This is a genomic window from Polaromonas aquatica, from assembly GCF_050626995.1.
Taxonomy (GTDB): Bacteria; Pseudomonadota; Gammaproteobacteria; order Burkholderiales; family Burkholderiaceae_C; genus Polaromonas; species Polaromonas aquatica_A.
On sequence record NZ_CP192467.1, the window covers coordinates 2,874,485 to 2,892,716 of the forward strand.

23 protein-coding genes are annotated in these 18,232 nt (G+C 62.3%); 20 read left to right on the forward strand and 3 right to left on the reverse strand.

Annotation, left to right across the window (positions count from 1 at the left end):
- Position 1 precedes the first annotated feature (1 nt).
- From hisD to tatC, 17 genes are all read left to right on the forward strand, one after another.
- Positions 2-1,318 (forward strand): histidinol dehydrogenase, encoded by a 1,317-nt coding sequence (gene hisD, locus ACQ4MS_RS13655; protein ID WP_431095165.1) that lies wholly within the window; start codon positions 2-4, stop codon positions 1,316-1,318.
- 29 nt (positions 1,319-1,347) lie between these two features.
- Positions 1,348-2,745 (forward strand): hypothetical protein, encoded by a 1,398-nt coding sequence (locus tag ACQ4MS_RS13660; protein WP_431095166.1) that lies wholly within the window; start codon positions 1,348-1,350, stop codon positions 2,743-2,745.
- A 54-nt stretch (positions 2,746-2,799) separates the two neighbouring features.
- The gene (locus tag ACQ4MS_RS13665; protein WP_431095167.1) at positions 2,800-3,033 is read left to right on the forward strand and encodes a CopG family transcriptional regulator; all 234 of its coding nucleotides are present in this window, start codon (positions 2,800-2,802) and stop codon (positions 3,031-3,033) included.
- Positions 3,030-3,494 (forward strand): PIN domain-containing protein, encoded by a 465-nt coding sequence (locus ACQ4MS_RS13670; RefSeq protein WP_431095168.1) that lies wholly within the window; start codon positions 3,030-3,032, stop codon positions 3,492-3,494. Before ACQ4MS_RS13665 ends, ACQ4MS_RS13670 begins: the two co-directional genes overlap by 4 nt.
- The gene (gene hisC, locus ACQ4MS_RS13675) at positions 3,491-4,588 is read left to right on the forward strand and encodes a histidinol-phosphate transaminase (protein WP_431095169.1); all 1,098 of its coding nucleotides are present in this window, start codon (positions 3,491-3,493) and stop codon (positions 4,586-4,588) included. Before ACQ4MS_RS13670 ends, hisC begins: the two co-directional genes overlap by 4 nt.
- Complete coding sequence (gene hisB, locus ACQ4MS_RS13680; protein ID WP_431095170.1) at positions 4,585-5,202, forward strand: imidazoleglycerol-phosphate dehydratase HisB; 618 nt, start codon at positions 4,585-4,587, stop codon at positions 5,200-5,202. The genes hisC and hisB overlap by 4 nt, the downstream gene beginning before the upstream one ends.
- A 96-nt stretch (positions 5,203-5,298) precedes the next feature.
- Positions 5,299-5,988, forward strand: a complete 690-nt coding sequence (hisH, locus tag ACQ4MS_RS13685) for an imidazole glycerol phosphate synthase subunit HisH (protein ID WP_431095171.1) — start codon at positions 5,299-5,301, stop codon at positions 5,986-5,988.
- Positions 5,989-6,098: 110 nt separating this feature from the next.
- Positions 6,099-6,839: a 1-(5-phosphoribosyl)-5-[(5-phosphoribosylamino)methylideneamino]imidazole-4-carboxamide isomerase gene (hisA, locus tag ACQ4MS_RS13690; RefSeq protein WP_332700223.1), complete on the forward strand. Its 741-nt coding sequence runs from the start codon at positions 6,099-6,101 to the stop codon at positions 6,837-6,839.
- A complete protein-coding gene (locus ACQ4MS_RS13695) occupies positions 6,787-7,158 on the forward strand; it encodes a hypothetical protein (RefSeq protein WP_431095172.1) in 372 nt (123 codons plus the stop codon). Before hisA ends, ACQ4MS_RS13695 begins: the two co-directional genes overlap by 53 nt.
- A 57-nt stretch (positions 7,159-7,215) precedes the next feature.
- Positions 7,216-8,019 carry an imidazole glycerol phosphate synthase subunit HisF gene (gene hisF / locus ACQ4MS_RS13700; RefSeq protein WP_431095173.1) on the forward strand — a complete coding sequence of 268 codons (804 nt, stop codon included), beginning with the start codon at positions 7,216-7,218 and terminating at the stop codon, positions 8,017-8,019.
- A 189-nt stretch (positions 8,020-8,208) separates the two neighbouring features.
- Positions 8,209-8,634: a phosphoribosyl-AMP cyclohydrolase gene (gene hisI, locus ACQ4MS_RS13705; RefSeq protein WP_431095174.1), complete on the forward strand. Its 426-nt coding sequence runs from the start codon at positions 8,209-8,211 to the stop codon at positions 8,632-8,634.
- Entirely contained in the window at positions 8,621-9,013 is a 393-nt protein-coding gene (locus ACQ4MS_RS13710) for a phosphoribosyl-ATP diphosphatase (protein ID WP_431095176.1), read from the forward strand. The genes hisI and ACQ4MS_RS13710 overlap by 14 nt, the downstream gene beginning before the upstream one ends.
- A 50-nt stretch (positions 9,014-9,063) precedes the next feature.
- Positions 9,064-9,414, forward strand: a complete 351-nt coding sequence (locus ACQ4MS_RS13715) for a DUF4870 family protein (protein ID WP_431095177.1) — start codon at positions 9,064-9,066, stop codon at positions 9,412-9,414.
- 22 nt (positions 9,415-9,436) lie between these two features.
- Positions 9,437-9,796 carry a histidine triad nucleotide-binding protein gene (locus ACQ4MS_RS13720; RefSeq protein ID WP_431095178.1) on the forward strand — a complete coding sequence of 120 codons (360 nt, stop codon included), beginning with the start codon at positions 9,437-9,439 and terminating at the stop codon, positions 9,794-9,796.
- A gap of 283 nt (positions 9,797-10,079) precedes the next feature.
- Positions 10,080-10,322, forward strand: a complete 243-nt coding sequence (gene tatA / locus ACQ4MS_RS13725; protein WP_298385500.1) for a Sec-independent protein translocase subunit TatA — start codon at positions 10,080-10,082, stop codon at positions 10,320-10,322.
- Between the two features lie 136 nt (positions 10,323-10,458).
- Positions 10,459-10,929: a Sec-independent protein translocase protein TatB gene (tatB, locus tag ACQ4MS_RS13730; protein ID WP_431095179.1), complete on the forward strand. Its 471-nt coding sequence runs from the start codon at positions 10,459-10,461 to the stop codon at positions 10,927-10,929.
- 79 nt (positions 10,930-11,008) lie between these two features.
- Positions 11,009-11,809 carry a twin-arginine translocase subunit TatC gene (gene tatC / locus ACQ4MS_RS13735; RefSeq protein ID WP_431095180.1) on the forward strand — a complete coding sequence of 267 codons (801 nt, stop codon included), beginning with the start codon at positions 11,009-11,011 and terminating at the stop codon, positions 11,807-11,809.
- Positions 11,810-11,947: 138 nt separating this feature from the next.
- Here the strand turns inward: tatC and ACQ4MS_RS13740 are convergent, their stop codons facing one another.
- Positions 11,948-13,102, reverse strand: a complete 1,155-nt coding sequence (locus tag ACQ4MS_RS13740; RefSeq protein ID WP_431095181.1) for a S1C family serine protease — start codon at positions 13,100-13,102, stop codon at positions 11,948-11,950.
- Positions 13,103-13,351: 249 nt separating this feature from the next.
- On the opposite strand from ACQ4MS_RS13740, the gene ACQ4MS_RS13745 reads away from it, so the two are divergent.
- Both ACQ4MS_RS13745 and ACQ4MS_RS13750 read left to right on the forward strand, forming a co-directional pair.
- Positions 13,352-13,957, forward strand: coding sequence for a chalcone isomerase family protein (locus ACQ4MS_RS13745; protein WP_431095182.1), 606 nt, complete (start codon positions 13,352-13,354; stop codon positions 13,955-13,957).
- Between the two features lie 46 nt (positions 13,958-14,003).
- Positions 14,004-14,765, forward strand: a complete 762-nt coding sequence (locus ACQ4MS_RS13750) for a Nif3-like dinuclear metal center hexameric protein (protein WP_431095183.1) — start codon at positions 14,004-14,006, stop codon at positions 14,763-14,765.
- A gap of 18 nt (positions 14,766-14,783) precedes the next feature.
- On the opposite strand, the gene ACQ4MS_RS13755 is transcribed toward ACQ4MS_RS13750, so the two are convergent.
- Positions 14,784-16,121: a hypothetical protein gene (locus ACQ4MS_RS13755; RefSeq protein ID WP_431095184.1), complete on the reverse strand. Its 1,338-nt coding sequence runs from the start codon at positions 16,119-16,121 to the stop codon at positions 14,784-14,786.
- A 211-nt stretch (positions 16,122-16,332) separates the two neighbouring features.
- On the opposite strand from ACQ4MS_RS13755, the gene pdxA reads away from it, so the two are divergent.
- The gene (gene pdxA, locus ACQ4MS_RS13760) at positions 16,333-17,367 is read left to right on the forward strand and encodes a 4-hydroxythreonine-4-phosphate dehydrogenase PdxA (RefSeq protein WP_431095185.1); all 1,035 of its coding nucleotides are present in this window, start codon (positions 16,333-16,335) and stop codon (positions 17,365-17,367) included.
- A 177-nt stretch (positions 17,368-17,544) separates the two neighbouring features.
- On the opposite strand, the gene mscL is transcribed toward pdxA, so the two are convergent.
- Positions 17,545-17,973 (reverse strand): large conductance mechanosensitive channel protein MscL, encoded by a 429-nt coding sequence (mscL, locus tag ACQ4MS_RS13765; protein WP_431095186.1) that lies wholly within the window; start codon positions 17,971-17,973, stop codon positions 17,545-17,547.
- Positions 17,974-18,232 lie beyond the last annotated feature (259 nt).

An 18,232-nucleotide genomic window follows, 5' to 3' on the forward strand; every position in this document is an offset into this window, starting at 1 on the left:
TATGAAATTAGTAGCTGCTCCCGCACGTCTTTCAACGGCTACAGCCACTTTTGATGCTGAATTCAAGGCGCGGCTGCATTGGTCCGCCGATACCGACGCGGCCATCGAGCAACGCGTGGCCGACATCCTGGCGGATGTTCAGCAGCGCGGCGATGCGGCAGTGCTGGAATACACGGCGCGCTTTGACGGGCTCAACGTCTCTTCCATGGGACAGCTTGAACTCACCCAAGCCGAATTGAAAGCCGCGTTTGACGCGATTCCCGCAGCCCAGCGAGACGCGCTCGAAGCCGCCGCACGCCGCGTGCGCAGCTACCACGAAGCCCAAAAGAAGGCCAGCGGCGAAAGCTGGAGCTATCGCGACGAAGACGGCACTCTGTTGGGTCAGAAGGTCACGCCACTCGACCGCGTGGGCATCTACGTGCCCGGCGGCAAGGCCGCTTACCCGTCGTCGGTGCTGATGAATGCGATTCCAGCCCACGTCGCCGGTGTTGGCGAAATCATCATGGTCGTGCCAACACCTAAGGGCGAGAAAAACGCCCTGGTGCTGGCTGCCGCTTACGTGGCCGGCGTCACCCGCGCCTTCACCATCGGCGGTGCGCAGGCCGTGGCTGCGCTGGCCTACGGAACAAATACCGTGCCCAAGGTCGACAAGATCACCGGCCCAGGCAATGCCTACGTCGCCAGCGCCAAGAAACGCGTTTTCGGCACGGTCGGCATCGACATGATCGCCGGGCCGTCTGAGATTCTGGTGCTGGCCGACGGCAGCACGCCCGCCGACTGGGTGGCCATGGACCTGTTCAGCCAGGCCGAGCACGACGAGCTCGCGCAAAGCATCCTGCTGTGTCCCGACGCCGCGTACATCGATGAAGTGCAGGCCTCGATTGACCGCTTGCTGCCTGAAATGCCGCGCGCCGAGATCATTGCCAAGTCTCTTACCGGCCGTGGCGCGCTCATCCACACCCGCAGCATGCAAGAGGCCTGCGAGATCAGCAACCGCATCGCGCCCGAACACCTCGAGGTCTCCAGTCGCGACCCGCACAAGTGGGAGCCGCTGCTCAAACACGCCGGCGCCATCTTCCTGGGCGCCTACACCAGCGAATCACTGGGCGACTACTGCGCCGGCCCCAACCACGTGTTGCCCACCAGCGGCACAGCGCGCTTCAGCTCACCGCTGGGTGTCTACGACTTCCAGAAGCGCTCCAGCCTGATCGAAGTCAGCGAAGCTGGCGCCCAAGTGCTGGGCAAGATTGCCGCCGAGCTGGCTTATGGCGAAGGCTTGCAGGCGCATGCGCGGGCGGCCGAGATGCGGTTGAAGTGAGTTTTCGATTCCAAACTACTGCCTGATCCATGGCGACATTGATCGAGAAAATCCAGGTCGCCTTGGGACTGGCCCGGACGCAGGCTTCGCAGCCCGAGCCCTATTTCTCCAGTAGCGACGAGTACAAGCGTTGGCTGGAAGCCGGAATCTCCCAAATCCGGGACATGGCTGATGTTGAGGAGTTGCGCCGGTTGCTTGGCGATGGCAATGGCTACTTGCGTGAAGCGGCCCTGAGCCGAGTGGATTCGCTGCATGCGACGGCCTTGTGGACGGAGGTATTCGGGCTTTGCAATGACTGGGTATCACCGATACGGACGAAGGCGAAGCGAGTGGCGCTCGACTGGCTACACGATGCGGACGTCGAAACCCTTTTGCCCCACCTTCCGGCACTCGCCGAATTGGTTTCAAGGCGACGAGAGGATCATGCCGACTTCATTGCGAAATTCGATTCACGGCTGATTGAAGACCAGAATCTGGCCGCGTTGTTCGAAGCGGCCGGCGCCAGCGATTCGCGCAAGCACTCCCGCTATTGTTTTGTGCTACTGGAGCGATCAGCCTTTCCTCGGGCCCGCTTGATCGAGCTAGGATTGGCGAAGGCTGACGTGACCCTGCAGGGGCGGGCATTGCAGATGATTCGCAACCTGCCGGCCAGCGAGCAGGCTGGCTATGCGCAGTCGCTGCTGGCGAGCTCCCGGAGCTACCTGCGCTGGTATGGGCTCGACATGCTGTGGCGCGTCGACCCTGCCAAGGCTCGCGAAGTCGCGATGAGCCATCTGATGTCGCCTTATGCCGCCCTGCGCGACAAGGCTTTCAAGCTGTCCGGCCTGTCGCGGGAAGCCTTGCTGGCCCTGACCGAGCAGCGCGTCCGGTCACCAGATGCCAGTTCCTGCGATATCCGCGTCGGCCTGCTTTTGCTCGGGTCAAGCGGCAAAAAGGACTATGCGGATCTGGCGAATTCGATTTTTCTCAAACACCCGGCCCCGACTGTGCGGGGCGCAGCCTTGTTGACGCTAGCGCGGCTGTCGCCCGACGATGCCAGGCCGCTGCTATTGCCCGCCGTGGTGAGCGAGATATCGGCCGTGGGTCGCGCCGCCATGCAGGCCGCGCTGACCCTGGAATTGAAGCCGTCACACACTCAATGGCGGGAATTGGCCGCACAGGCCGCCTCGGACGCGATCGCGCGACGCCTTCACCGCTGGGCCCGGTCGCTCGACAAGTGGCTGGAGCTGGCCTTGCTGCTGGAAATCGCCGGCCTGCATTCCCAACACAGCCGGTTGTGCCTCACTGGCATCCAGCGCTGGTTGGGGGACTTCAACAATTCCTGGCAAATGCTGGATTCAGCGCATCGAGAGTGGATTGATTCAAACCTTCCCCACGCGGAAAACCTCGGCCTGGACATGAAAACGCTGAAATTCTTTCTGAATTAGTGGGAATTCTTACACGAACTTCGTGTTACACGAATTTCGTGTAAACTTCAGTCCATGAAGAACGTCACCATCACCGTGGACGACGCCGCCCTCGAATGGGTGCGGGTGGAGGCGGCCAAGCGCAATACCAGCGTTTCGCGCCTGGTGGGCGAGATGCTGACCGAAAAGATGCAACGCACCGACGCCTACCAGCGCGCCATGCACGACTGGCAGAACAAGGCGCGGCTTTGGGTGTCTGACGGGCGGCCTTATCCCACCCGTATCGACCTTGACGAGCGCGGCGCATGAGCGGCAGCACCACCACAGGCGGCGTCTTTGTCGACGCCGACATCCTGATTTACAGCGAAGACGGGGCCGACCCTGCCAAGCAAAAAGCCGCCCTGGCCTGGCTGACGGTGCTGTGGCAGCGTGGCATGGGCCGTATCAGCACGCAGGTGCTCAATGAGTTTTACCTGCTGGCCACCCGCAAGATCAATCCGCCCATGCCTGCCGGCGATGCGCGTGCCGAAGTGCGCCGCTACGAGCTCTGGCAACCTTGGCAAACCGACCACGCGACCGTCGAATCCGCCTGGGCGGTGGAAAGCCGCTACGGCCTGCATTACCGCGACAGTCTCGTCGTCGCCGCGGCCCAGCACCTGGGGTGCCGTTATTTGCTCAGTGAGGGCCTGACGCACGAGCAGCACTACGGCGGTGTCCAGGTGATCAACCCTTTTAAAACCGGCATTGAACTGCTGGAGCAAGCTCCATGACCGAATCCACTCCTTCGCTAGATCCGAAATTCAAGCAACTGATCCGCCAGGACGTCCAGTCCATGCACGCCTACGCCATCCAGGACTCGGCTGGCATGGTCAAGCTCGACGCGATGGAGAACCCGCACCGCCTGCCGGCTGAGCTGCAGGCCAAGCTGGGCGAGCGGCTGGGCGCGGTCGCGCTTAACCGCTACCCCGACGGCCGCGTCAACGACCTGCGCCGCGCACTGGCTGCCCACGCAGGCATGCCCGAGGGCTTTGACATCATGCTGGGCAATGGCTCGGACGAGCTGATTTCGCTGCTGGCCATGGCCTGCGACGTGGAAGGGGGTTCCATCCTGGCGCCGCTGCCGGGCTTTGTGATGTACGCCATGAGCGCGCAACTGCAGGGGCTGAAATTCATCGGCGTGCCGCTGACGGCCGACTTTGAGCTAGACGAAGCCGCCATGCTGGCTGCCATCCAGGAGCACAAGCCTTCGATTATTTACCTGGCCTACCCGAACAACCCGACGGCCAATCTGTGGGACGACGCGGTGATCGAAAAAATCATCGAAGCCGTGGGCGAACAAGGTGGCCTGGTGGTCATGGACGAGGCCTACCAGCCGTTTTCCAGCAAGAGCTATATCAACCGCATCGCAAAACACAAGCATGTGCTGCTGATGCGCACCATGAGCAAGTTTGGCCTCGCCGGCGTGCGCCTGGGCTACATGATGGGCCCCAAAGCGCTGATCGCCGAGGTCGACAAGGTGCGCCCGCCCTACAACATCAGCGTGCTCAACTACGAGTGCGCGCTGTTTGCGCTGGCCCACCAGGAGGTGTTCGCCGCCCAGGCCAAAGACATCCTTTTCCAGCGCACGCGCATTTTTGACGCGCTGAAGGCCTTGCCCGGCGTACAAGCCTGGAAAAGCGACGCCAACATGATCCTGGTGCGCGTACCCGATGCCGCCAAGACCTTTGAGGGCATGCGGTCGCGCAAGGTCCTCATCAAAAACGTTTCTAAAATGCATCCATTGCTGGCCAATTGTTTGCGCCTGACGGTCGGCACCGCAGACGAGAACACACACATGCTGGCGGCGCTTAAAGAATCCCTATGACCACCCCCACCCTTGCTCCTTCTACGCCGAGAACCGCCGAGGTTTCGCGCAACACCGCCGAAACCCAGATCACCGTCAAGCTCAACCTCGACGGCACCGGCAAGGCCAACCTTTCCACGGGCATCGGCTTTTTCGACCACATGCTGGACCAGATCGCCCGCCACGGGCTGATCGACCTCGACATCCAGGCCAAGGGTGACTTGCACATTGACGGCCACCACACGGTGGAAGACGTGGGCATCACGTTCGGCCAAGCGGTGGCCAAGGCCGTGGGCGACAAGAAGGGCCTGCGCCGCTACGGCCACGCCTATGTGCCGCTCGATGAAGCGCTGTCGCGCGTGGTGGTTGATTTCTCGGGCCGCCCTGGCCTGGAGATGCATGTGCCCTTCAAGAGCGGCATGATCGGCACCTTCGACAGCCAGCTCGCCTACGAATTCTTCCAGGGCTTCGTCAATCACGCGTTCGTCACGCTGCACATCGACAACCTCAAAGGCGAAAACGCCCACCACCAGGCTGAAACCGTGTTCAAGGCCTTCGCCCGCGCGCTGCGCATGGCGCTGGAGATCGATCCGCGCGCTGCCGGCGTGATTCCCTCGACCAAGGGCTCGCTATAACCTTCCCCGCTGATTCAATGCCTTCTAGGGCTCTAGCCCAATAAAGATGTGGGCAAGCAGCTATTAAATTTGTAGCAAAATACTTTCCCAATCCTGATGGCAAAACCCAAAACTGTCGCCGTGGTCGACTACGGCATGGGCAACCTGCACTCTGTGTCGCAGGCCGTTCGGCATGTCGCCGCGGGTAGCGGCTTTGAGGTGATGGTCACCTCCAGAGCCGAAGACGTGATGAACGCCGAGCGCGTCGTGCTGCCAGGCCAGGGCGCCATTGCCGACTGCATGCGCGAGCTGGCCGACTCCGGCATGCTGGAGTCGGTGCTGCACGCTGCGGCCCATAAGCCGCTCTTTGGTGTCTGCGTGGGTATGCAGATGCTGCTCACGCACAGCGAAGAAGGTATGCCTGGCGACGGCGGCGCAGGCACCAAAGGCTTGAACCTGATCCCTGGCGAAGTCATCAAGTTCGAGTTGGCCGGCCAGATACAGCCCGACGGCAGCCGCTACAAGGTGCCCCAGATGGGATGGAACCAGGTTCACCAAAATGGGGCCGGCACGCCCGAAGCCCACCCGGTGTGGGCCGGCGTACCGGACGGCTCGTATTTCTATTTCGTACACAGCTTTTACGCCCGGCCGTCAGATGCGCACCACATCGCCGGCGAGGCCGACTACGGCGCGCGCTTTACGGCGGCCATTGCACGCGATAATATTTTTGCCACCCAGTTCCACCCCGAGAAAAGCGCCGACCACGGGCTGGCCCTGTACCGCAACTTCCTGCACTGGAACCCCTAGCACGCAATATCCGACTTGGGTCAGACCCGGTACCGGGACGCCAGAGTTTTTGATACCCTGACACCGCTCTCTTTTTTTTACCGTCTTTTCATCGTCTTTTTTACCGCCACATGCTACTTATCCCCGCGATTGACCTGAAAGACGGTCACTGCGTCCGCCTCAAACAGGGCGACATGGATCAATCCACCATCTTCAGCGAAGACCCGGCCGCCATGGCGCGCAGCTGGGTCGACAAAGGCGCGCGCCGCCTGCACCTGGTAGACCTGAACGGCGCCTTCGCGGGCAAGCCGAAGAACGAGGCGGCGATCAAGCAGATCCTGGCCGAAGTCGGCAGCGAAATCGACGTGCAGCTGGGCGGCGGCATCCGCGACCTGGACACCATCGAGCGCTACCTCGACGCCGGCCTGCGCTACGTCATCATCGGCACGGCAGCCGTGAAAAACCCCGGCTTCCTGCAAGACGCCTGCACCGCTTTCGGCGGCCACATCATCGTCGGACTGGACGCCAAAGATGGCAAGGTAGCTACCGACGGCTGGAGCAAGATGACCGGCCACGAAGTCATCGACCTCGGTAAAAAATTCCAGGACTACGGCGTTGAATCCATCATCTACACCGACATCGGCCGCGACGGCATGCTGACCGGCATCAACATCGACGCCACCGTCAAGCTCGCCCAGGCGTTGACCATTCCTGTGATCGCTTCGGGTGGCCTTTCGAACATGGCTGATATCGAAAAGCTGTGCGAAGTTGAAGAAGAGGGCGTGGAGGGCGTGATCTGCGGGCGTTCGATCTACAGCGGTGACCTCGATTTTGAGAAAGCGCAGGCCCGCGCTGACGAACTCAACGGCTGAAATCGGGCTTCTTCCCTTGGAGAAGCTCGTCACCCCTGGCTGGTTTTGGGCCATATGGGGTGCGTCGCTGCTGTCGGCTCTGCCCATCATGGTGGGCGCTTTTTTGGTGATCTGGTTCGGGCTTGCCACCGCGTCGTATTTCGAGGGATTGAGCGGTTTTGCGGTATTGGCAGCATGCATTTTTGCTTATTGGTATATCCATCAACACATTGACGGCTACTGGCAAAAAACCGCGATTTACAGGCAGCTTGTTTACACCGTACTGAGCCTGCCCACCGCGATCTATCTGTTGCTGGGTTACATCTACAGAGACTTTTAGCCACGCCGCCTTTTCGTTCTCTCGAATCTCCCGATCTCTTTTCCTACAAGTTGTTCCATGCTCGCCAAACGAATCATTCCTTGCCTCGATGTGACCGGCGGCCGCGTCGTCAAAGGCGTTAACTTCACCCAGCTACGCGACGCGGGCGACCCGGTGGAAATCGCCGCGCGCTACAACGAGCAGGGCGCCGACGAACTCACTTTTCTCGACATCACCGCCACCAGCGACGGGCGCGATCTGATCCTGCCCATCATCGAGGCGGTGGCTTCGCAGGTGTTCATTCCCCTCACTGTGGGCGGTGGTGTTCGCACTGTTGAGGACGTGCGCCGCCTGCTCAATTCCGGCGCCGACAAGACCAGCTTCAATTCAGCCGCCATCGCCAACCCGCAGGTGATCGCCGACGCCTCCGCCAAGTACGGCTCGCAATGCATCGTGGTGGCCATCGACGCCAAGCGCCGCAGCGCCGAAGACGAAAAGCGCCTGACGCCGGGAGGTAAACCCGTCGGCCCAGGCTGGGACGTTTACAGCCACGGCGGCCGCAAAAACACCGGTCTGGACGCTGTGGCCTGGGCCACCGACATGGCGCGGCGCGGCGCCGGCGAAATCTTGCTGACCAGCATGGACCGCGACGGCACCAAATCCGGCTTTGACCTGGCGCTGACCCGCGCGGTGAGCGACGCCATCAGCGTGCCAGTGATCGCCTCAGGCGGCGTCGGCAACCTGGAACACCTGGCCGACGGCATACAGAACGGCGGCGCCGACGCGGTGCTGGCTGCCAGCATCTTTCATTACGGTGAATACACCGTTCAGCAGGCCAAGCAACACATGGATTCACGCGGCATTCCTGTTAGGTTGACGTAACCCCCGTAGGCTTCGCGCACTGCGTGTCGCTGCGCCTTCCCCCTGAGGAAAAGCAACCCCTGCAGGCTTCGCTGCGCTACGCCTTCCCCCTGCTGGGGCGGCATCTGCGGCCCGGCACAGCCGGTTCCGCGATGCCCTTGGTTTTAAGAGCTTCTGTAACCACACCCCAAATCCCGGACAATAGTCACTATGAACTGGTTAGATGAAGTCAGCTGGGACGACAAGGGCCTGATCCCTGTCATTGCACAAGAAGCTTCCAGCGGCGATGTGCTCATGTTTGCCTGGATGAACCGCGAGGCGCTGCAAAAAACCGCTGAGCTCGGCCAGGCGGTGTATTTCAGCCGCTCGCGCGGCCGCCTGTGGCACAAGGGCGAAGAGTCCGGCAACCAGCAGACGGTGCACGAAATCCGGCTGGACTGCGACAACGATGTGATCCTGCTCAAGGTGACGCAGCTCGGTCACACGCCCGGCATTGCATGCCACACCGGCCGCCACAGCTGCTTTTTCAGTGTGTATAAAGACGGCCAGTGGGTAGTGACCGAGCCGGTCCTGAAAGACCCGACCACCATGTATAAAAAAGCATCAACAGACTCTGGCAAACATGAGCACGAATGACTCCCTCCAGCGCCTGGCGCAAATCATTGAAAGCCGCAAGGCGGCCAATGGCGGCGATCCGGACACCAGCTATGTGGCGCGCCTGTTGCACAAAGGCCCCGACGCCTTTCTGAAAAAAATCGGCGAAGAAGCCACTGAAACCGTGATGGCCGCCAAGGACATTGACCGCGGCGGGCCCACGGCAGAACTCAAGGGCAAGCTGGTCGGTGAAGTGGCTGATTTGTGGTTTCACAGCCTCATCGCGCTGGCGCATTACGGCCTCAGCCCGGCGGACGTGATTGCCGAGCTGGAGCGCCGTGAAGGCACCAGCGGCATTGAAGAAAAAGCCCTGCGCAAGGCGCAGCACCGCGATACGGTTGAAAAATCCGGAAAACCCTGAACCGGACGCCAATATTTAATCTCCCTTGATCCCAAGAGGACCCAGACCTGATGGAAACCGACCTGGCCGAATTCGAAAGCAAGAACCCCAACGGCCGCATCATCATGCACGTGCTGTATGGCCTGCACACGCTGGCCTGGTTCAGCGGCGGCGTGTTCGCGGTGATTGCGGTCATCATCAATTACATCCGCCGCGCCGATGAATCCGATGCGCTCTATATCGACCACCACAGCTACATGATCCGCACCTTCTGGTGGACACTGGTCTGGCTGGTGCTGCTGTCTCCGCTTTGGCTGCTGTTTGTGCTGCCCGGCTTTGTGGCTTACGGCATCGTCTGGCTCTGGTATTTGTACCGTTGCGTGCGGGGCTGGATGCGCTTTAACAGCCACAGGCCCACTTGACCTTTCCGGATTGACCCAAGCCATGAGCCATTCAGACAACTGCATTTTCTGCAAGATCGCCGCCGGCGCCATCCCCAGCCGCAAGGTGTATGAGGACGACGAGCTTTTCGCCTTTCACGACATCAACCCCTGGGCACCGGTGCATTTCCTGATCATCCCCAAGGAACACATCCCTTCGATGGCCCAGGTCGGCCCGGGGCATGCCGCGATGCTGGGCCGCCTGATGGCGCTGGCCCCGAAGCTGGCGATGGAACAGGGCTGCAATCCTTACCCGGAAGGCGGTTTTCGCATCGTGACCAACACCGGCGCGGAAGGAGGGCAGGAAGTGCATCACCTTCACTTTCACGTGATCGGCGGTCCCCGTCCGTGGTTGAAAGGTTAGCCCCCCGCTCCCCACTGCGTGTGGTTCGCTGCCCCCCGAGGGGGCGCTGCGCCTGCGGCCCGGCTAAGCCGGTTCCGCGGCCCCGGCTGGGTGAGAAGGAGCCTCGTCAGCGGGGAACCCCGACGCACCCAACCTACACTAACCCGGTAGGGCAATGTGTGTAATCACCGTCCTGACAGGCCGGGCCTTTAGAATCAAGCCTAGTTGCGTGCAAACCGGCAATTCCGCAAGTTTTGCATTTACCTGCACTTACACCTCACAATTTCCAGATTAGGAGCAAATCATGGGTTCATTTTCCATTTGGCACTGGTTGATCGTTCTACTGATCGTGGTGATGGTTTTCGGCACCAAGAAGCTGAAAAACATGGGCAGCGACCTCGGTGGTGCCGTCAAAGGGTTTAAAGACGGCATGAAGGACGGCAGCCAGACGCCCGCCGATGTGCCCGTGCCGCCTGCCAGCGTCACAACCAACGCCCAAGCCGCCGACAAGACGACGATCGACGTCGAAGCCAAGCAAAAGTCCTGAAGATATGGCCCCCACGCTTGTCACTTCGCGTACTGCGCTGCCCCCCGAAGGGGCTAATTTCCCTGGGGGCGGCCCGGCGGGAAATTGCGTGCGTGTGATGGCGTCATGCCCCTCTTGTCGCGTGATTTGATATTTCATGATTGATCTCGGCATCTCCAAAATAGCGCTCATAGGCGCGGTCGCGCTGATCGTCATCGGCCCGGAGAAGCTGCCACGCGTGGCGCGCACCGTAGGCACCTTGCTGGGCAAGGCGCAGCGCTATGTGGCCGACGTCAAGAACGAAGTCAACCGTTCCATGGAGCTGGACGAACTCAAGAAGATGAAGGACACCGTCGAGGGCGCGGCCCGCGACGTGGAGAACTCCATCCAGACCAACGCCAGTGATTTTGAGAAATCGTGGGCCGACGTCACAGGCGATTCGGGTTCTTCCGCCAGCCTCCCCGGCATGGAGATCTTCCCCGAATACAAGCACCCTAAAAAGAAGTGGCGCCTCAAGCAGGGCGCCACGCCGCAGTGGTACAAAGCCCGTTCAGGCGTGCGCACCCGGGCACAGTCCGGCGCTGCCCGTGTGGCGCGGTTCCGCCCGCAGCCGGGCCGCCCGCTTTGAACTGCCCCGCAGCCCCCACTGACATTTCCTGCCAGGCGCGCATACCGGCGCAATCCATCCAGCGCACACCTCTTTCCCCATGAGCGACCCCAACACCGACAAGCCCGACGAACTCGCGGGCACCGAGCAGCCCTTTGTGCAGCACCTGATGGAGCTGCGCGACCGGATGATCAAGGCGGTGATCGCCATCGGTATCGCTGCGGCGGTGCTAGCGATATTCCCGGGCCCGGGCGCGCTCTACGACATCCTGGCCGCGCCGCTGGTGGCCGCGTTGCCCAAGGGCGCGACGCTGATTGCCACCAACGTGATTTCACCGTTCGTGGTGCCGATCAAGATCCTGTTCATGGCGGCGTTCATGATCGCGCTGCCGGTGGTGCTCTACCAGGTGTGGGCCTTTGTGGCGCCCGGCCTTTATTCGCACGAGAAAAAGCTCGTGATGCCGCTGGTGGTGTCGAGCACGCTGCTGTTCTTTGTCGGCGTGGCTTTTTGCTATTTCGTCGTGTTCGGCCAGGTGTTTCACTTCATCCAGAGTTTTGCGCCCAAGTCGATCACCGCTGCGCCTGACATTGAGGAGTACCTCAACTTCGTGCTCGGCATGTTCCTGGCCTTCGGGCTGGCCTTTGAGGTGCCGATTGCCGTGATTCTGCTGGTGCGCATGGGTGTGCTTACTGTTGCCCAGCTGCGCGAATACCGCGGTTACTTCTGGGTGGCTGCAGCCGTCGGTACCGCGCTGGTGACGCCGCCGGACGCGGGCTCGATGCTCATGCTGCTGGCCGTTGTCGGGGGGCTGTATGAGGTCGGTATCGTTGCCGCGCAGCTGTTCGTCAAACACACCAAAAAATCCGAAGGCGACGGCGAGGCCGAAACCGCCAAGTCCTGAAGCTGCGCGCCCTGGCTGGGCCAAGGCTGCCTTGACTCTCTATTTTCTTGGCAAATAGGGCTTTAGCCTAATAAATACGGGTGCAAGAAGCTATTAAATTGATAGCAAACCTTCGCGCCCGTTGCGGCGGGAACGTCTTTAGCGCTGCTGCACCTTGGGCCGTTGGCGCTTGCCCGGTGTGACTTCAATCTCGCTTTGTTTGTCCTTGCGCAACACCGTCAGCGGTGCGGGCGTCCCGGGCTTGAGCGCCGCCACAGCCGTCAGCAACTGGCTGACATTACGCACGACCTTGCCGTTGACCGCCGTGATCACGTCGCCGGGCCGGAGGCCTGCCTGCGCGGCCGGGCCGTTTTGCAATACCCCGGTGATGATGACACCGCCGTCTTTGGCTGCCGCCTTAGGCAGGCCAAAGGTTTCGGCCAGTTCGGGGTTCAAATCCTGCGGCTCCACGCCGATCCAGCCGCGTGTGACCTGGCCGTCTTTCACGATGCCTTCAAGCACCTGTTTCGCCGTTGATACGGGGATGGCAAAGCCGATGCCCATGGAGCCGCCCGAGCGCGAATAGATCGCGGTGTTGATGCCCATCAGGTGCCCGTTCATGTCGACCAGTGCGCCACCTGAGTTGCCGGGGTTGATGGCCGCATCGGTCTGGATGAAATTTTCAAAGGTGTTGATGCCCAGCTGGTTGCGCCCCAGCGCGCTCACGATGCCGCCGGTCACGGTCTGTCCCACCCCAAAAGGGTTGCCGATGGCCATCACCGGATCACCCACCTGCAGCGCGTCGGAGTTCCCCAGCACGATGACGGGCAGTTTGTCCAGGTCGATCTTGAGGATCGCCAGATCGGTGTCCGGGTCGGTGCCGATCACCTGCGCCTTGGCCTTGCGCGTGTCATTGAGAATGACTTCGATCTCGTCGGCGCCCTCGACCACATGGTTGTTGGTCAGGATGTAGCCGCTGGTGCTGATGATCACGCCGCTGCCCAGGCCGCCCTGCGGCTCATTGGGCCCCTGGTCGCCGAAGAAAAACCTGAACCAGGGGTCTTCGGCGTGCGGGTTTCTGGCGGCGGCCTTGCTGGTGTTGATGCTGACGACCGCTGCGGAGGCCACTTTGGCGGCTGCGGCAAAGCCTGCGCCCGCGCCGGCGCTGCGCGGTGCACCGCCGGCCGGTGCTTCGATCACGGAAACGCCCGGGATCTCGCGGTCCAGCCACTGCGGCTTGAGCGTGGCCACCACGAAGTACGCCGCCAGCAGGACGGTGACTGTTTGGGAAAAAAGAAGCCAGGTACGTTTCATGAAGCGATGGGTGTCGGCGAGCCGGTACGAAGAGACGGAAAAAACGAAGAGGCAGGAGCCGGGGCGGCGCAGGGCCGGAAGGGGCGCGGCGCCAGGTGATGGAGTTTATCGCTTCGGGTCCCCGGCTGCTGTAAGGAAGCACGCCGGCTTGCTCCGGTACCATGTTTTGGACGGCCGGAAAGCCGTTTGTGACAGGCAGGCCTGAAACAGCCGCCCCACGCTCAACAACCATAACAAGGAGACAACAACATGCATCAGTTTTCAAGGCGGGCGTGGCTCGCGCGCGGCGCGGCGGTATTGACGGCGGGTTCCACAGGCCTGGCTTTGCCGGTTCTGGCCGCACCCACCTCAACCAAATTCCCGGCCAGCCTGGTGGTGCAGGGCACCGCGCTGCAGCTCAACGGCGCCGGCACCCGTTTCAAGGCCATTTTTAAGGTCTATGACATGGCCATGTACACGACGCGCAAGGTCACGTCGGCCGACGAGGCGATGAAGCTGGGCACGCCCGTACGTCTGGCTTTCGTGGCGCTGCGCGAAGTTTCCGGCACCGACCTGGGCCGGCTCTTCCTGCGCGGCATGGCCGAGAACTCAAGCCGCGATGCCGTCAGCCGCCATTCGGTGTCAAGCAACCGGCTCATCGACATCTTCTCAGGCCGCAGCAAGTTGATGCCCGGCGACTCGTTCGCGATGGAATTCGTGCCGGGAAAGGGAACCAGCTTTTTCATCGCCGAGCAGCCGCAGGGCGCGGCGGTCGGTGACGCGGAGTTCTTTCGCATGGTGCTGGGTATCTGGCTGGGTTCTGCGCCGGCTGACTTCATGCTCAAGGATGCCTTGCTGGGCATCGAGAAAAACTGAGCGCCCCAGACAGTGCTCCGAAACAGCGCCCTGAGACAATAGGGCCATGAGCACCACACGACAGGACTTGCTGCAGGCGTTCGACACACTTTTGCAGCCCGTGCATTTCAAGGACTACGGCCCCAACGGCTTGCAGGTCGAGGGGAGGGCCACGGTGGAAAAGATCGTTTCCGGCGTCACGGCCAGCCTGGCGTTGATTGAAGCGGCCGTGGCGGCGCAGGCCGACGCCATTTTTGTGCACCACGGCCTTTTTTGGCGCGGGCAGGACGGCCGTGTCACCGGCTGGATGAAGCAGCGGCTGGCGCGGCTGCTGGCGCATGACATCAATCTTTACGCCTACCACCTGCCGCTGGATGCGCACCCGGCGCTTGGCAATAACGCGCAGCTGGGGTTGCAGCTGGGCCTTGCCGCAACAGGGCGCTTCGGCGAGCAAGACCTGGGCTTTATCGGTGGGCGCGCTGGTGGCGAGCTGTTTGCCGATGCGGCTGCGTTGGCGGCGCACGTCGAAAAAGTACTGAATCGGCCTGTAACCCAAGTAGGATCCGCGCAGAAAGCTATCAAAAACATAGCGTGGTGCACGGGTGGTGCACAGGGATATTTTGAGGCAGCGATTGCCGCTGGCGCCGACGCTTTCATCACCGGCGAGATTTCCGAGCCCCAGGCGCATTACGCACGCGAAATGGGCGTGGCCTTCATTGCCTGCGGGCACCATGCGTCCGAGCGCTATGGCGCACCGGCCGTGGCCGCGCATGTTGCCGCACAGCTGGGTTTGGTCCACCAGTTCATCGATATCGACAACCCGGCTTGAAACGTTTTTCTGCGGGGATCAGGCGGGCTTGTGGCGCTGCCGCCCGGTTCGGCCCGGGTTGGGGTTGCCGGGTTCGGCCCGCAGCGGGGTTTGCGGCGTGGCGTTTCGCAGCGCATGCCAGCTGGAGCCCAGCTCGGCATGCTCTACCGGCACGGCGGTGCGGGTTTCCGGATCCAGCAGCGCGGCGCGGGAGCGCATGGCGCGGGCGGCCTGCGCCACAGACTGCGCTTCATGCAGCAACTGGGCAACGTCCTTGCCAATGACCGACAGATGCACGATGCCGACAGCGATGTCCGGCTTGATCCGCACGCGCCCTCCGCCCAGGGCCGCCACGTCCATCGGCCGGCGCAGGCTGGAGGCCACGCGCAGGCCCAGCGTGCGTATCCAGCGCGGCGAATGCATGGTTTCCAGCAGCACCACAAAGCAGCGGTCGTAGTAGCGGCCAGCCGGATTGACGGCGCCGGTGTGGCGCTGAATGCGGCGCGCCATCTGGATGTAGATTTCGTTCAGGCCTGCCTGGCCGATCTGGGGCAGCAGGTTTTCGGGCTCGAACAGCAGCACGGCCATCAGCGCGCCGTCGCGCCGCGTGCGCCTGCGCCGGCGCTGCGCCCGGATGATTTTCTGCACCATCGTCACGCCGTCATAGAGCTGGGTGATCGGGTCGCGCCCCGACGCTTCGCCCCGCTTCAGTTGCCGGATTTGCCGGTTGCGCAGCCACAACATGGCGGCAGTGGTGACCACGCTGAGCAAGGCGATCATTGCCACGCCTGCCTGCAGCGGCAGCGAAAACCGGGTGGGGCTCAGCGCCAGGCCATACAGGCCGATCTGCGCGGGCAGGGTGAGCAGGCAGCCTAGCGCCAGGCCCCAGGCCAGCCGGTCACCAAGCTGCGTGGCGCGCACCGACAGCCACAGCACCACGGAAAGATTGGCAATAGCCAGCGCGGCTGAGGCGGGCAGGGCCCATTGCGGCGCCAGCAACAGGCACAGCGGCCCGCCGATAACGCATACCAGCGTCATGGCCAGCAGGCTGACCTTCATCAGGTGGTCTCGCTGGTGGGCCGAGAGCCACTTGCTGGCGCCGTAGCTGCCCATCGCAGCACAAACTGGTCCCACCAGGAGTTGCGCAATGCCCAGCGGCTCTTTGCCCTCCGGCCAGAGTTCGACAGGCAGGCCGCACAGCAGCATCACAACGAGCCAGCAAAGCGCCAGGTAAGCCAGGGTTTGCCAAGCAGCGCGGGTGCGGCTGTAAAAGGCGTCGGCCAGTGCCAGCAGAAGCACCAGGCCCAGTGCGCCGGCTACGGCACTCCACAGCATCATCTCGATGCTGGACATCAGGGCGGGCAGGGCGGGACTCACGGCAGGCTGGTGTCCTGCGCGCCGGCTACCTGCCGCAGCGGTGTGGTTTGGGCCAAAATACTCCCAGCATGCATCTGACCGAACTCCCTGAATCCATTTATCTGCCGCCGGACCATGCCGTCAGCGGGTTGACCCGTTTTTTTGCGATTATGGGCCGTACTGTAAGCAAATGCACACGGCGGACCCAATTTGTCGCTGCAGGATCCGGCTTGTGAACAAGCCCCTGCTTGTCACCATGGGGGATGCCGCCGGCATCGGCCCCGAGATCATCGCCAGGGCTTTTCGCGATGCTCCCTCTGACATGGCAGGTTGCCTCGTGGTGGGCGATGTCGCCACGATGCGCCGCGCGGCTGCGCTGACAGCCTCCCCGCTGGCGCTGCCGGTGGCCCGGCTGGACGCACTGGCTGCGGCGGCGGAGGTGCCGCCCCATTGCATCGGGGTGTTGCAAAAATGCGAGTTGGCGGCCGTACCCTACGGCAAGATCAATGCCCAGGCGGGCCAGGCCGCAGCCGATTGCATCGTTTGGGCGGCCCGTAGCGTGCTGGCCGGTGAGGCTTGCGCCATGGTGACCGCACCCATCCACAAAGAGGCGCTGGCGGCTGCCGGTGGCTGGGCGGCGGCTTTTCCGGGCCACACCGAAATGCTCCAGGCTGAGGCGGCTGCTTTTCTGGGCAAAGCTGCAGGCGACGTGCCGGTGCGCATGATGCTGGCCAACGACGAACTCAAGACGGTGTTGGTGAGCATTCACATGTCATTGCGGCGCGCTATTGAAGCCGTGACCTTTGACAACGTGCTGCAGACCTTGCGCATCACGCACCGCGCGGTGGCGGCCAGTCTGGGCCGGGCGCCGCGCATCGCTGTGGCCGGGCTCAATCCGCACGCCGGTGAAGGCGGGCTGTTCGGTAGCGAAGAGCAGGCCATCATCGCGCCGGCCATCGCCGCCGCTTGCGCGGAGGGCCTGGATGTGAGCGGTCCCTTCGCACCCGACACGGTGTTCATGCGGGCACGCCATGCAGCCGGCAAGCCCGGTGAGTTTGATGTGGTGGTGGCGATGTACCACGACCAGGGGCTGATCCCGGTCAAATACCTGGGTGTGGAGCAGGGCGTCAATGTCACGCTGGGCCTGCCGCTGGTGCGCACCAGCCCGGACCACGGCACGGCGTTTGACATCGCCGGAAAAAGGATCGCGGATGCGTCCAGCCTGTTAGCAGCCATTCGCATGGCGCGCCAGCTTGTTGCTGGCTAAAAATCAAGCGAAATCTGGCTCTAGCCCAATAGCAGTCGGCGCTAGCAGCTATTAAATCAATAGCAAGCACCGTCCCTTCGCAAGCGGGGGCCGCGGTCTGGCTTTGCCAGCCGCAAGGCGCCGTCCCCTGTAGGGGAGAGGCCCGCTACACGAAGTGAGCGGGCAACAGGGGGGAGTCTATTTCTTCAGGCTGTCACGGATCTCACGCAACAGCACGATGTCTTCGGGTGTGGCGGCGGGTGCCGCTGGAGTGGCCTCGTGATGGCGCTTGAGTCGGTTGATCTGCTTGACCATCAGGAAAATGATGAAGGCCAGGATGATGAAGTTGACCGTGACCGTCAGGAAGTGACCGTAGGCAAACACCGGAACACCGGCTTTCTTGAGGGCGTCGAGCGACATGTCGGTACCCGGGGGCACATTGCCCAGGAGTACGTACATGCTGGAGAAGTCCAGCTTGCCGAAGACGAGGCCCACCACCGGCATGATCAGGTCACTCACCACGGCGTCAACGATCTTGCCAAAAGCCGCCCCAATGATCACGCCCACAGCGAGATCGATCACGTTGCCCTTGACGGCAAATTCCTTGAATTCCTGCATCATTCCCATGGATTGCTCCTCTTTCCTTTTGTTGGCGGCGGCTACCGGCCGTGCCGGTGCTTTCTGGAAAATGATTATGAAGGCTGGCCGCGCTTTCCAAGCCGGCGCGCAGGCCCGGCTTGCAACAAAGTATGCGCAGCGGCTGATTGCCTGAAAAACAGGCACCGCATGCACCGCTGTGCGGGCTGCGGCTGTCCGCGTCAGGCTTCCTGCCTTGAAAAACGACATCGCGCTCCGCTACAATTGCGGGTTGACCCCACTAAGCCTC